At 68.8% G+C, this 13,519-nt stretch carries 12 protein-coding genes and 1 tRNA gene; 5 read left to right on the forward strand and 8 right to left on the reverse strand.

Annotated elements, in window-relative coordinates:
• Positions 1-186: 186 nt before the first annotated feature.
• From ABZ552_RS20985 to aceE, 6 genes are all read right to left on the reverse strand, one after another.
• A complete protein-coding gene (locus ABZ552_RS20985; RefSeq protein ID WP_281874731.1) occupies positions 187-1,620 on the reverse strand; it encodes a carboxyl transferase domain-containing protein in 1,434 nt (477 codons plus the stop codon).
• Positions 1,621-1,743: 123 nt separating this feature from the next.
• Positions 1,744-2,994 (reverse strand): KasA/KasB family beta-ketoacyl-ACP synthase, encoded by a 1,251-nt coding sequence (locus ABZ552_RS20990; RefSeq protein ID WP_159840133.1) that lies wholly within the window; start codon positions 2,992-2,994, stop codon positions 1,744-1,746.
• Between the two features lie 10 nt (positions 2,995-3,004).
• Positions 3,005-3,307: a meromycolate extension acyl carrier protein AcpM gene (acpM, locus tag ABZ552_RS20995; RefSeq protein ID WP_039796877.1), complete on the reverse strand. Its 303-nt coding sequence runs from the start codon at positions 3,305-3,307 to the stop codon at positions 3,005-3,007.
• A 120-nt stretch (positions 3,308-3,427) separates the two neighbouring features.
• Complete coding sequence (locus ABZ552_RS21000) at positions 3,428-4,342, reverse strand: ACP S-malonyltransferase (protein ID WP_281874732.1); 915 nt, start codon at positions 4,340-4,342, stop codon at positions 3,428-3,430.
• Positions 4,343-4,470: 128 nt separating this feature from the next.
• Positions 4,471-5,805 carry a helix-turn-helix domain-containing protein gene (locus ABZ552_RS21005; protein WP_281916993.1) on the reverse strand — a complete coding sequence of 445 codons (1,335 nt, stop codon included), beginning with the start codon at positions 5,803-5,805 and terminating at the stop codon, positions 4,471-4,473.
• A gap of 11 nt (positions 5,806-5,816) precedes the next feature.
• On the reverse strand, positions 5,817-8,732 hold the full coding sequence (aceE, locus tag ABZ552_RS21010; protein ID WP_281874734.1) for a pyruvate dehydrogenase (acetyl-transferring), homodimeric type: 2,916 nt from the start codon (positions 8,730-8,732) through the stop codon (positions 5,817-5,819).
• A 212-nt stretch (positions 8,733-8,944) separates the two neighbouring features.
• Here aceE and ABZ552_RS21015 point away from each other — a divergent pair, with 212 nt between their 5' ends.
• The 4 genes from ABZ552_RS21015 (at position 8,945) to ABZ552_RS21030 (ending at position 10,685) form a co-directional block, all read left to right on the forward strand.
• A complete protein-coding gene (locus ABZ552_RS21015; RefSeq protein ID WP_281874735.1) occupies positions 8,945-9,502 on the forward strand; it encodes a hypothetical protein in 558 nt (185 codons plus the stop codon).
• A gap of 126 nt (positions 9,503-9,628) precedes the next feature.
• Positions 9,629-10,051 (forward strand): DUF3052 domain-containing protein, encoded by a 423-nt coding sequence (locus tag ABZ552_RS21020; RefSeq protein ID WP_159840357.1) that lies wholly within the window; start codon positions 9,629-9,631, stop codon positions 10,049-10,051.
• A 77-nt stretch (positions 10,052-10,128) separates the two neighbouring features.
• Positions 10,129-10,593, forward strand: a complete 465-nt coding sequence (locus ABZ552_RS21025) for a peroxiredoxin (protein ID WP_067800944.1) — start codon at positions 10,129-10,131, stop codon at positions 10,591-10,593.
• Positions 10,594-10,610: 17 nt separating this feature from the next.
• A tRNA-Val gene (locus tag ABZ552_RS21030) sits at positions 10,611-10,685 on the forward strand.
• Positions 10,686-10,751: 66 nt separating this feature from the next.
• On the opposite strand, the gene ABZ552_RS21035 is transcribed toward ABZ552_RS21030, so the two are convergent.
• Together ABZ552_RS21035 and ABZ552_RS21040 are read right to left on the reverse strand one after the other, a co-directional pair.
• Positions 10,752-12,185: an MFS transporter gene (locus ABZ552_RS21035; RefSeq protein ID WP_281916992.1), complete on the reverse strand. Its 1,434-nt coding sequence runs from the start codon at positions 12,183-12,185 to the stop codon at positions 10,752-10,754.
• Complete coding sequence (locus ABZ552_RS21040; RefSeq protein WP_281916991.1) at positions 12,182-12,640, reverse strand: MarR family transcriptional regulator; 459 nt, start codon at positions 12,638-12,640, stop codon at positions 12,182-12,184. The genes ABZ552_RS21035 and ABZ552_RS21040 overlap by 4 nt, the downstream gene beginning before the upstream one ends.
• 283 nt (positions 12,641-12,923) lie before the next feature.
• On the opposite strand from ABZ552_RS21040, the gene ABZ552_RS21045 reads away from it, so the two are divergent.
• The gene (locus ABZ552_RS21045) at positions 12,924-13,496 is read left to right on the forward strand and encodes a GNAT family N-acetyltransferase (protein WP_281916990.1); all 573 of its coding nucleotides are present in this window, start codon (positions 12,924-12,926) and stop codon (positions 13,494-13,496) included.
• The last annotated feature ends 23 nt before the right edge of the window (positions 13,497-13,519 follow it).

Raw genomic sequence — 13,519 nt, forward strand, 5'->3', positions numbered from 1 at the left:
CGATGCTACCGACCACCCAGCCGCCCCCGCCCCGTGAAACCTCACGACCGCCGCCTGCCCGGACGAGTACATCGCACGAAACCACCGAGTGGGCTCGCACCGCCCGTTCGCGGACGCGGCATTGGCGCGGAGTCCGGAAACGCGAAGCGGGCCCCGGCAGTGCCGGGGCCCGCTTCGATGCGTGGATCAGAGCGGAATGTTCTTGTGGTGGCTGGCGCGAGCCGGAGCCGCGGCGAGCGCCGCGGCGATGATGCTGCGGGTCTTCGCCGGGTCGATGACCTGGTCGACGACGCCGATCGCCATGGCGCGCTCCACACCGCCCGCGATGCGCTCGTGTTCGGCGGTGAGGCGCTCGTGCAGCGCCTCGCGCTCCTCCTCCGGCGCGGCCGCGAGGGCCTTCTTGTGCAGGATGCCGACCGCGGCCTTGGCGCCCATGACGGCCACCTCGGAACCGGGCCACGCGTAGACCGCCGTCGCACCGAGCGAGCGGGCGTTCATCGCGATGTAGGCGCCACCGTAGATCTTGCGGGTGACCAGCGTGACCCGCGGAACGCGCGCCTCGGCGAACGCGTGCAGCAGTTTCGCGCCGCGCCGCACGACGCCTTCCCATTCCTGGCCCACGCCGGGCAGATAACCCGGCACGTCGGTGATCACGATCAGCGGAATGCCGAACGCGTCGCACAGCCGCACGAAACGCGCCGCCTTCTCCGCGCTTTCGGAGTTCAAGCAGCCGCCGAGGCGGATCGGGTTGTTCGCCAGCACGCCGACGGTGCGGCCACCGAGACGGCCCAGACCGGTGACGATGCTGCGGGCGTACCCGCCCTGCAGCTCCTCGAACGACGACTCACCGTCGACGTTGTCGAGCAGCTCGTGGATGATCGGCTTCACGTCGTAGGCGCGCTTGGCCGATTCCGGCAGCATCGCTTTCAGGTCCACGTCGCCGTGCTCGGCCGCGACCAGGTCGAACTCGCCCTGCTCGGCGAACATCGACACCAGCCTGCGCGCGCGGTGCAGGGCGTCGGCTTCGTCGTCGGCGACGATGTGGGTGACGCCGGACTTCTTGCCGTGCGTCTCCGGCCCGCCCAAGGTGGCCATGTCGACCTGCTCGCCGGTCACGCTGCGCACCACGTCCGGGCCGGTCACGAAGACGCGGCCTTCCGGAGCCATGATGACGATGTCGGTCAGCGCCGGACCGTAGGCGGCGCCACCGGCTGCGAAGCCGAGCACCACGGAGATCTGCGGAACCAGGCCGGACGCGCGGACCATGGCCTCGAAGACCAGGCCGACCGCGTGCAGCGCCTCGACGCCCTCGGCCAGGCGGGCGCCGCCGGAGTGCCACAGGCCGACCACGGGGACACCGGAGTCGATGGCGGTGTCGATGGCGTCGACGATGTGCTTGCAGCCCTCCACGCCCATCGCGCCGCCCATGACGGTCGCGTCGGAGCAGTATGCCACGGTGCGGACGCCGTCCACCTCGCCGATGGCAGCGAGCACGCCGGACTTGTCACGCGGGTGGAGCGGAAGAATGGTGCCCGGATCGAAGAAGCGCTGGAGTCGACCGAGCGGATCACGCGGGTCGGTCGCCGTCTCCTGATGCAACGCGGGAGCGATGATTGTCATCGCGTTGTCTCCTCAACCTCAATGAGTGCGCCGCTGCCGCGGCTGCGTATGTCGAAACACGGCGGGGCCGAGCCACTACAGATGGCCGGCCCCGCCGGGATCGTTGTGCAGTCGATCGCGCGGCTACGCCCGACCGAAGGCGAGCGCCACGTTGTGCCCACCGAATCCGAAGGAGTTGTTGATCGCGTACTCGATCTCCTGGCGGCGGGCTTCGCCCTTCACCACGTCGAGGTCGATCTCCGGGTCCTGGTTCTCCAGGTTCAGCGTCGGCGGCACGATGCCGTCGCGGATGCTGAGCACGGTCAGCACGGACTCCAGGGCGCCGACGGCGCCGATCGAGTGGCCGAGTGCCGACTTGGGCGCGTACACCGAGGCGTGGGTGCCCACGGCTTTGGTGATCGCGTTCGCCTCGGCGGTGTCGCCGATCGGCGTCGCGGTCGCGTGCGCGTTGATGTGCGTGATGTCCTTCTTGGTCAGACCCGCGGACTGCATCGCCCTGGTCATCGCCCGCGCGGCGCCGTCACCCGTGGGATCGGGGGCGACGAGGTGGAAGCCGTCGGAGGTGATGCCCGCGCCCAGGAGGCGCGCGTGGATGGTCGCGCCACGGGCCTTCGCGTGCTCTTCGGTCTCGATGACCATCAGAGCGCCCGCCTCGCCGAAGACGAAGCCGTCGCGATCCTTGTCGAACGGCCGCGACGCGCCCTTCGGGTCGTCGTTGCGGGTGCTCATGGCGCGCATCATGGTGAACGCCGCGATCGGCACCGCGTCGATGAAGCCTTCGACGCCACCGGTCACGACGATGTCGGCGTCACCCATGACGATCATGCGCCAGGCGTTGGCGATGGCCTCGGAGCCCGACGAGCATGCCGAGACCGGAGTGACCACTCCTGCCCTGGCCTTCAGTTCGAGGCCGACAACGGCCGACGGGCCGTTCGGCATGACCATCTGCACAGCCAACGGCGAGATCTTGCGATAACCGCCGTTCTTCAGCTTGTCCACCGAATCGATGAGGGCGTCACCGCCGCCCAATCCGGTGCCGATGGCCACACCCAGCCGCTCCGGGTCGACTTCCGGGCTGCCCGCGTTCCGCCAGACCTCACGACCGAGCACGGTCGCGAGCTGCTCGACGTAGGCCATGCGCCTGCATTCGACACGAGACAGCAGAGTGTCGGGCCGGACCTTCAAGTGACCGCCGATGCGGACCGGAAGGTCGTATTCCTCGACGAAGGAATCCTCGAGAACGTCGATGCCGCTCTCGCCGTTGAGGAGTCCCTTCCACGTCGCATCGACGTCACCCGCGATCGACGTGGTCGCCGCAAGGCTGGTTACGACGACGTTGGGGAAGTTCCCGTTCAAGGTGGAAGGAGTGGTCACAGTTTCGGCCCTACTCGGCGTTGTCGAACTTGGCCTTGAGCTCGGCCGCCGCCTCAGCGTTCTCGGCTTCGAGCTTCTGGATGTAGTTGACGGCGTCGCCGACCGTCTTCAGGCTGGCCAGATCCTCGTCGGGGATCTTGACGCCGTACTTGTCCTCGGTCTGAACCGCGATCTCGACCATGGACAGCGAGTCGATGTCCAGGTCATCGACGAAGGACTTCTCGATCGTCACCTCGGAGGGCTCGATGCCGGTCACCTCTTCGATGATCTTGCCGAGTTCCTCGACGATTTGTTCCTGGGTCAGAGCGGCCACTTCGTGGCTCCCTTCTTGATACTTTGTAGGGCTCTACTGGTTTTTTTCGGATCGAGCGCGGTAATAGTTACCGCCTCTCGGTCACGACCTCGCATCTGCATGCATGGTCGCGGAGGAAAGCTAGCCGGAGACGGTCAGCTCAGCCAACGCGGGGAGGTCTTGCGGGGTCTTCAGGGCCAGCGTGGGCGTGCCCTTCAGTTCCCGCTTGGCGATGCCGACGAGGGTGCCCGCCGGCGGCAGTTCCGCCACCGCCGAGACGCCGGCTTGCCGGACGGTCTCGGTGCACAGGTCCCAGCGCACGGGCCTGGTGACCTGCGCGGCGAGCTTATCGATCGCGTCCTGTCCGGACGCGACCGGCTTGCCGTCGAAATTCGAGAGCAAGGTCCTGGTCGGCTCGTTCGGCGTGATCTTCGTTATGGCATCGGTCACAGCATCCTGCGCCGGGGCCATGAACGCCGTGTGGAACGCGCCCGCGACGGGCAGCGCCCGAACCCTGGCCTTCTCCGGGGGGTTCGCGGCGAGTTCGGCGAGAGCGTCCAACCGGCCCGCGGCCACGATCTGACCCACCGCGTTGCGGTTGGCCGGCACGAGGTCGAGTTCGGTGAGCCGTTCGAGCACGGCGGCCTCGTCGCCGCCGAGCACCGCGGACATTCCGGTCGGCTCCAGTGCACACGCCTTGGCCATCTCCGCTCCGCGGATGGCGGCCAGCCGAACCGCGTCGTCGGCGGAGATGACTCCGGCGACCGCGGCGGCGGCGAGTTCACCGACCGAGTGCCCGGCGACGATGGTAGCGGCGGGAAGCTCGTCGGGCGAGATCTCCGCGAACGCCAGCAGCGCCGCGGCGACCACCAGGGGCTGGGTGACAGCGGTGTCGGTGATCTCCTCGGCCGTCGCGGTGGTGCCGAGACGGACCAGGTCCAGGCCGGAAGCCTTGGACCACAGCGTCAGGCGCTCATTCGCGCCGGGAAGGTCGAGCCAAGGCGCGAGCATGCCGGGTGTCTGAGAGCCCTGTCCAGGGGCGAACAACGCGATCACGCCTCTAAGAAAACACTGTGAGGCGGGCCGCACGAGATGTCGACGCGAATGAAGGTTCGGAAGCGCTTTTGTGGGGGTTCCACAAAAGACCACGTGGGCTGTCCGAATCGACCGATTCCACGGATGCGTTACAGGCCCTCGGTACCGAAGGCCACCGAAGTGACCTCTGGGGCAGAAGCTGATGATTCGTTACGGGTTCGTGTCAAACGACCCACGGTGGCGGCGATCCGGAGCACATACGCGTCCCGCGGATTGAGCGGATCACGGCCGGTGACCTCGGCGATGCGCTTGAGCCGATACCGGACCGTATTTGGATGGACGTACAGCTGACGCGCACACGTCTCGACCGCTCCGCCGCAATCCAGGTAGGCATCGAGCGTGTCCGCCAGCGACGACCCCGCTGCGGCCAACGGTAGGACAAGGTACTCGTTCAGCGCGTCGATCGCAGCTCGATCACCCAGCAACGCGCGTTCCGGGAGCAATTCCGCCGCGTGCACCGGTCGCGGCGCCCCGCGCCAGCCCACCACGGCTTCCATTCCGGCCAGCGCCTCCACCGCACTCGCGTGGGCCGCGCCCAGCGTGCGCGTGGTCGGCCCGATCACCACCGGCCCGTCGGAGAACACCTCGGCGAGCAGGTCGGCCAGGAACGGGGAGACTTGACCGGTCTCCCCCAGGTGCCCCGAGACCACCATCACCAGCCTGGTGCCCTGAACGACCGCGAGCGCGGCCCGCCCGTGCCGCGCCGCGATGGAATGCACGGCACCCACCGACGAGACGCCCTGCTCGCCGGGCGGGGTGCCCACCAGCACCGTCGCCGGTGCGGTGGCGTCCCAGTTCAGCGTCGCCGCTCGGGAGAGCATGTCGGGCCCGGTGTCGCCGCGCACCACGGCGTCGACGACGAGCGCCTCCAACCGGGTGTCCCACGCGCCGCGCGACTCGGCGGCGCTGGCGTACACCGAGGCGGCGGCGAATCCGAGCTCGCGCCCGTATCGCAACACCGCCTCGGTCAGAGCGACCAGCTGCCGATCGTTGCGCGCGAGCGCGGGCAGCCACTGCTCGAAGAACTCCATGGCGACGCGGACCATGTCCACCGTCTGGCGCAGCGTCAGCCGCCGCGCGAGATCCTGCGGGATCACCTGGAAGGCGTCCAGGCTGAACCGGATGTCGCTGTCCGGGTCCTGCAGCCATTCCAGGAAGTTCACCACCGCGGTCTGCACCAGCATCTGCACGCCGGCGCGCTGCGCGGCGTCCAGATCGGCGAAGAACGGCAACCGATCCTGCATCGACCCCACCGCCTCGGTGGAGAGGCGGCCGGAGAACTGCTTCACGCGTTTGAGCAGCGTGTCCGGGAGGGGGTCGCGAGTCTGCCGGTTCGGGGAGAGCGCGCCCGTCGGCAGATACACCTCGTGCTCGGAAGAGCCCTCGGAGATCCGTCGCGGCCGCGGCGGTTTACGGTCCACCATCCAATATTCCGCTACGCGAGGTCTTCGTCCGAACTCACCGCTGCCTTCGGCGCGGCGTCCACGTCGGCGATCCGGTACTTCGCCGCCGCTTCCACGGCCTTCGCGGGGTCGATCTTGCCCGTCCGGCCGAGACCGGCCAGCGCGGCGACCACGATGGACTGGGCGTCCACGTTGAACACCCGTCGCGCGGCCGGGCGGGTGTCGGAGAAACCGAAACCGTCCGTGCCGAGCGTCGTGAAATCGCCGGGCACCCACTTGCGCACCTGATCCGGCACCGCGCGCATCCAGTCGGTGGCGGCCACGTACGGGCCCTCGGCCCGCGACAGTGCCTCGGTGACGTACGGAAGGCCCGGATCCGCGCCCGGGTCGCGCAGCGCGGCGATCTCCTTGTCCAGCGCCTCCTTGCGAAGCTCGCCCCACGAGGTCACCGACCACACGTCCGCCTGCACGCCCCACTCCTGCGCCAGCAGCGCCTGCGCGCGCAAACCGTCCGGCACGGTGACGCCGGAGACCAGGATCTGGGCGCGCACCGCGCCCTCGCCCCCGCGCTTGTACAGGTAGATGCCCTTGAGCAGACCGGCGACGTCGAGGTCCTCCGGCTCGGCCGGCTGCGGGTACGGCTCGTTGTAGAGGGTGATGTAGTAAAAGATGTCCTCGCCGCCGAACTCGCCCGCGCTGCCGTGCGGATGGGTGCCGGGCAGCGGCGCGGAGCCCTGCGGCGCGGCGCCGCCGCCGTACATCCGGCGCAGGCCGTCGCGCACGATGTGGGCGATCTCGAACGCGAACGCCGGGTCGTAGGTCACCACGGCCGGGTTGGTCGAGGCGAGCAGCAGCGAATGCCCGTCGTTGTGCTGGAGACCCTCACCGGTCAGCGTGGTGCGCCCCGCGGTCGCCCCGAGCACGAAGCCACGGGCGAGCTGGTCGGCGGCCGCCCACAGTCCGTCGCCGGTGCGCTGGAAGCCGAACATCGAGTAGAAGATGTACAGCGGGATCATCGGCTCGCCGTGCGTGGCGTAGGAGGTGCCCGCCGCGGTGAACGACGCCGTCGACCCGGCCTCGTTGATGCCCTCGTGCAGGATCTGCCCGACGGCGCTCTCTTTGTAGGCAAGCATCAATTCCGCGTCGACGGATGTGTACAACTGTCCGTTGCGGTTGTAGATCTTCAACGAAGGGAACCACGAGTCCATGCCGAAGGTCCTGGCCTCGTCGGGGATGATCGGGACGATCCGCTTGCCGATCTCCTTGTCCCGCAGCAGCTCCTTCATCAGCCGCACCAGGGCCATCGTGGTGGCGACGTTCTGCTTGCCCGACCCCTTGCGCACCGAGCGGTAGGCCTCGTCGCCGGGCAGCTTCAGCGGCTTGGCCGCCGTGCGCCGCTCGGGCAGGAACCCGCCGAGCGCCTTGCGCCGGTCGAGCATGTACTGGACCTCACGGGCCTCCATACCGGGGTGGTAGTACGGCGGCAGGTACGGGTCCTTCTCCAGCTCGGCGTCGCTGATCGGGATGCGCTGCAGATCGCGGAAATCCTTGAGGTCCTGCAAGGTCAGCTTCTTCATCTGGTGCGTGGCGTTGCGGCCCTCGAAGTGCTTGCCGAGGGTGTAGCCCTTGATGGTCTTGGCCAGGATCACCGTGGGCTGACCCTTGTGCGCCATCGCGGCCGCGTAGGCGGCGTACACCTTCCGATAGTCGTGACCGCCGCGCTTGAGGTTCCAGATCTCCTGGTCGGACAGATCCTGCACCAGCGCTTTGGTCCGCGGATCGCGGCCGAAGAAGTGGTCGCGGACGTACGCGCCGTCGTTGGCCTTGTAGGTCTGGTAGTCACCGTCGGGGGTGCTGTTCATCAGGTTCACCAGCGCGCCGTCGCGGTCGGCGCCCAGCAGCGCGTCCCACTCCCGGCCCCAGATCACCTTGATGACGTTCCAGCCCGCGCCGCGGAAGAACGACTCCAGCTCCTGGATGATCTTGCCGTTGCCGCGCACCGGACCGTCCAGGCGCTGCAAGTTGCAGTTGACGACGAAGGTCAGGTTGTCCAGACCCTCCATCGCCGCGACGTGCGCGAGACCGCGCGACTCCGGTTCGTCCATCTCGCCGTCGCCGAGGAACGCCCATACGTGCTGGTCGGAGGTGTCCTTGATCCCCCGATCGTGCAGGTAGTGGTTGAACCGCGCCTGGTAGATGGCGTTCATCGGGCCCAGGCCCATGGACACCGTGGGGAACTCCCAGAAGTTGTTCAGCAGCCGCGGATGCGGATAGGACGGCAGCCCGTGGCCGGGACCGCCGTTGCTGTACTCCTGGCGGAACCCGTCGAGCTGATCGGTCGACAGCCTGCCTTCCAGGAACGCGCGGGCGTAGATGCCCGGCGAGGCGTGGCCCTGGATGAAGATCGAGTCGCCGCCGCCCGGGTGGTCCTTGCCACGGAAGAAGTGATTGAAGCCCACCTCGTAGAGCGCCGCCGAGGAAGCGTAGGTCGAGATGTGGCCGCCGACGCCGATGCCGGGGCGCTGGGCGCGATGCACCATGATCGCGGCGTTCCAGCGGATCCAGGCGCGGAAGCGCCGCTCCACCTCCTCGTCGCCGGGGAACCACGGCTCGTTCTCGGTGGGGATGGTGTTGACGTAGTCGGTGGAGGTCAAAGACGGGATGGCGACCCGACGTTCACCGGCCCGCTCCAGCAGACGGAGCATGAGGTAACGCGCACGGCCGGGGCCCTCCCGGTCGAGCATCTCATCGAACGACTCGAGCCATTCGCTGGTTTCCTCCGGGTCGATGTCCGGTAGGTAGGACGCCACCCCTTCGCGGATCACCCGCACCCGTCCGGCCGGCTGCGGCGCGGGCGACCCGTTCGGATCGCGGCTCGCGGCGGGCGCGGGAGCGGAGTTGGTACCGGCGGATTTCGCCGGTGCGGAAGAGTGGATCAGGTCGGTCAAATCTGCTCCTCGTACAGGGGTGGACATGCTGATGGCGTCGGTATCCCCGGGCGGGTTCGCTGGTTGGCGGACCGCCCGTTTACGAAAGGTTCGGGCGCACCATCCATCCTTGCCGATGACGCGTCCCAAATCATCATGTCAGCCGGAAATCCAGTACCGTTCGACAGGCAAGGTGAGCATTGAGCGTGGCAGCCCTGAGGAGCGGGAGGACGATGAAGCTGCTGAACCCACGCGGGTTCGGAATGGTGTGCGCCACCGGCGCCGTCGCTGTCGGACTGGTCGTCGCGGGGTGCGCCAACCGGGTGGACGGCGTGGCGGGTCCGAACGCGAGCGATCTGGCGGCGTACAAGACCGAGGCGGCGTCCTCGTCGGCGGCGGCGACCTCTTCCCGGCGCGCCGCGGCCCAGGCCAAGGCCGTCTCCGACAATTGCGGTCAGTTCCCCACCATCACCGGAGCGGGCGTAAGCAAGTACAACGAATTCGTCGACGCGCACGACTCGAACGCCCCGGACTACGTCGCCAAGCGCGACTCGGCGGCGCAGACCCTCGAGGACGCGGCGAACAAGGTGGAGAGCGGCGTGAACTCCGCCAAGGAGGCGCTCCCCGGGGACCTGGCCGGCTTGTTCACCGAATACGTGAACGCCGCCCGCGCGCTGGCCGCCGAGACGCGCAAGATGACCTACACCGCGCCGGTCGCGGCGCTCAACGACGCCAGCAAGCGGGTCAACGACGCGCGCAACGCCGTGCGCGACTCGTGTCCGAAACGCTGAGAAACCCCTTGACACACCATCGCAACGCGACATTCGGTAGCTATTTCGCCGGATCGGCTTGCGCTGAAGCCCATAACCATGTTCGCTTGCAACTACCTACTGTCGGGAGTTGAGGAGGACGCCACCGTGGTCGCCGCGGCGGACGCGCAGAACTACGCTCAGAAGCTTGGCATCTCACACGGCTTGGTTGTCCAGGAATTGGGCTGGGACGAGGACGTCGACGACGACCTGAGGGCCGACGTCGAGGAAGCGATCGGCGGTGAACTCGTCGACGAGGACTCCGACGAGGTGATCGACGTCGTGCTGCTGTGGTGGCGGGACGGGGACGGTGATCTGGTCGACGCCCTGATGGACGCCATCGGCCCGCTCGCCGACGACGGTTTCGTCTGGGTACTCACCCCCAAGACCGGACAGCCCGGCCACGTCGAGCCGAGCGAAATCGCCGAATCCGCACCGACCGCCGGTCTGACCCAGACCTCGGCGATCAGCCTCGGTTCGTGGACGGGTAGCAGGCTCGTGCAGCCCAAGGCGCCCTCGAAGCAGCGCTGAGCCACCGCGCTATGGTTTCCACCAGGGTGGTGTCGCACGCCCGCCCGGTGGAAACCCGACACGATGGAGGATTCGCTATGCCGCTCGAGGTTGGCACTGTCGCGCCGGATTTCACGCTGAAGGACCAGAACAACCAGGAAGTCTCGTTGTCGGACTACCGGGGCAAGAAGAACGTCCTGATCGTGTTCTACCCGCTCGCCTTCACCGGCATCTGCCAGGGCGAGCTGTGCAAGGTCCGCGACGAGCTGCCCAAGTTCCAGAACGACAACGCGGAGATCCTCGCGATCTCCGTAGGCCCGCCGCCCACGCACAAGATCTGGGCCGCCGAGCAGGGCTACACCTTCCCGCTGCTGTCGGACTTCTGGCCGCACGGCGCGGTGGCCCAGGCCTACGGCGTCTTCAACGAGAAGTCCGGCTACCCCAATCGCGGCACGTTCGTCGTCGACCGCGAGGGCTACATCCGCTTCGCCGAGATGAACGGCCCCGGAGAACCCCGTGACCAGGCGGCTTGGGAGAAAGCGCTCGCCGCGCTAGATTCATAAGCCGCCGGTAACGGCACGGGCGTATAGCTCAGCGGTAGAGCACTGGTTTTACACACCAGCGGTCGGGGGTTCGATCCCCTCTGCGCCCACCAACAACGCTGCAGCTAGTAGACACCGGCCCGCGTCACGAGGTTGCCCCAGGAGCATCTAGTCGAGACTTATGGGTTGGTCTCGGACGAGCGCCGGTGGGCGAGAGCGAGGCTCGTCAGCGTCGTGATCGCCATGGCGCCGATGCCGACCAGCGCCGCGGTGGTGTAGGCGCTGTCGTCGGGGAAGAGGTGGCCGGGGCCGGTGCCCGCGGCGAGGATCAGGCCGCCGATGGCGCTGCCCAGGGAGTACCCGACGCTGCGGACGACGTAGTTGAAGCTCATGGCGCTCGAGGTCTCGCTCTTGGGGGTGACGGCCAGGATGACGCCGGGCATCGCGGCCGAGAAGCCGCCGACGCCGAAGCCGAGCACGCCCATCGCCGCGAACAGTTCGGGCAGGTCCGACCGGGCCGCCGCGAACAGGGCGAACCCGCCGCCGACCACGACGGCGCTGCCGGCCAGGAGCAGGGGGTCGGCCATCCGCGTCCGGACCCACGGCGTGAGCTTGCCGGCGACGAAGCCCAGCACCGAGAACGGGATGAGGACCAGCCCGGCGACGAAGGTCGTCAACCCGAAGCCGTAGCCGGCGCCGTGTGGCGTCTGCGCGTACCGGGTGATGAGCGTGAGCAGGAGGTACATGCCGATCCCGCCGACGAACATGGCGAGGTTCGCCCCGGCGACCGCCGGGTGCCGCACCGCCCGCACATCGACCAGGGGCGCCGTGCTGCGCAGCTCGATGACGACCCAGACGCAGAGCAGCACCACCGCGACGAGGGCGAGGCCCGCCGCCACGGCGAGGTGCCGGCTCCACAGTTTCCGTTCGCCGGCGAGGAACAGCACCAGCAGCAGCGCAGCGGCCAGGACGACCGCGCCTGCCACGTCCACGTGGGCGGAGCGGCCTTCGGGGGCTTCGGGCATCGAGCGCCACGCGGTCAGGAGGGCGGCGGCGGTGACGACCAGGCCGAGGCCGTAGGCGGCCCGTACCCCGCCGAGTTCGGCGAGCAGTGCGGCCAGCGGGTAGCCGACGCCGGCCCCGATGATCGAGACCACCGAGATCAGGGCGATCACGGACGCGCTGCGCTCCTCGGGGAGGTGGTCCCTGGCCACGCCCATCATCAGCGCCGTCAGCCCGAGCCCGACGCCCTGGGCCGCCCTGCCGGCCAGCAGCCACGCGAACGGCAGCGGCAGCACGGTGAGCGCGCTGCCTGCGACGACGACCGCCAGCGTGGCGAGGATCGTGGCCCGCCGGTGCGGGCCGGCTCCGAGCCGGCCCAGGACCGGCGTGGCGACGGCGCCGCTGAGCAGCGCGACGGTCAGCGTCCACTGCGCGCTACCGAGCGAGACGTGGAACGAGGTCGCCACGCTGGTGATGAGCGGCGCCCCGAGGCTGCCGACCGCCGCCACGACCAGAGCGATGAACATCAGGGCGGGGACCAGCAGCCGCGCCTCGGAACGCGCCACCGGGAACGCCTTCACCACGACACCGCCGACCGGCTGCCCGGTCACTGCTTCGGCCCTTCGCGGTCCTGACTTTCGAGCTCTGCCAGATGCTTCAGCGCCGGAAGGGCCGCCACCAGCGCCTCGACCTCGTCGCCGGGGAGCTCGCCGATCAACCGCTCGAACGCGTGGACGCCAGCCTGGCGCCGCGTCCGGACATAGGAGGCGCCTGCCTCGGTCAGGCACACCAGCGTGACCCGCTTGTCGGACGCGTCGCCCCGCCGCTCGACCAGGCCGGACTCCTCCATCACCCGGACCAGGGCGGTCATCGCGGGCTGGGTGACGCCCTCGACCGCGGCCAGATCGGTGATGCGCCGCGGACCGGTCCGGTCCAGGGTGGCCAGGGTGGCGGCGGACGTCAGGCTCATGTCCCGGGGCAGGCGTCGCACGGCCCTGGTGGCCAGGCCGTAGAGGGCTGCCCCGATGGCGGCGGACGCACCAGTAGCGGCGTCTTGACGATTCATACTCGAAGCATAGCATTTTTATATTCATAGGTTATGCAAATGGCCGACTGGCGAACACCGCTGGCCTCGGGGAACTGGTTCCACACCTGCCCGTCGAGCTCACGACCAGCCGACTCCGGGGTGCGCCCACCCCACTCGAGGGGCACGTATTCGCCGCGTGAACCGCTGGTCACTGGTGGGCTCCTTGCAGGCGACGACCCGAAACAGGCGCGCCGGGCGGTGGCGTTTCCGCGGCTCCTTCGGAGCACCTGTTGCCGTGCAGACGGCTCGGTATCGTCGCGATATGCCCGCGTTGATCGCTCCGACGACACGTCTGCATACGGCCTGGCTGGAGGCGCACGACGAGTGGGGTCCGGGCCCGCACGAGGACGGTTTCGGACTGCGGCCGTACGACGAAGTGCGTTCGCCGACCGGTTTCGCGGCCTGGGTGGCCCGGCTGGCCGACGAATCGGGTCAGGCGTGGGCCGAGACCGGCCGGGCGCGGTGCACCTACCGATGGATCGTGGAGGACGACCGAGTGCTCGGCGGGATCGCTCTGCGGCACGGCTTCGACGATTTTGTGCGATGGGCCGGTCACATCGGCTACGGCATCCGGCCGTCCGCGCGCCGACGCGGCCTCGCCACCTGGGCGCTGAGCCGGATGCTCGGCGAGGCGGAGAAGCTGGGCATGGGCCGGGTGCTGATCGTCTGCGCGGCCGACAACGTCGCCTCCGCGAAAACCATCGAGCGCCGAGGCGGCGTCCTCGAGCGGATCGTGGACACCCCGCTCGGTCCGGCACGGCGTTACTGGGTTCCCACCGGCGACCACGACCAGCGGCCCGGCCGAGGCAGACGGGAAACGCTCCGGCGGACGTAAAATGATCGGCACGAGCCCACTCC

The sequence above is a fragment of the Nocardia sp. NPDC019219 genome, assembly GCF_040632645.1.
Classification (GTDB): Bacteria; Actinomycetota; Actinomycetes; order Mycobacteriales; family Mycobacteriaceae; genus Nocardia; species Nocardia sputorum.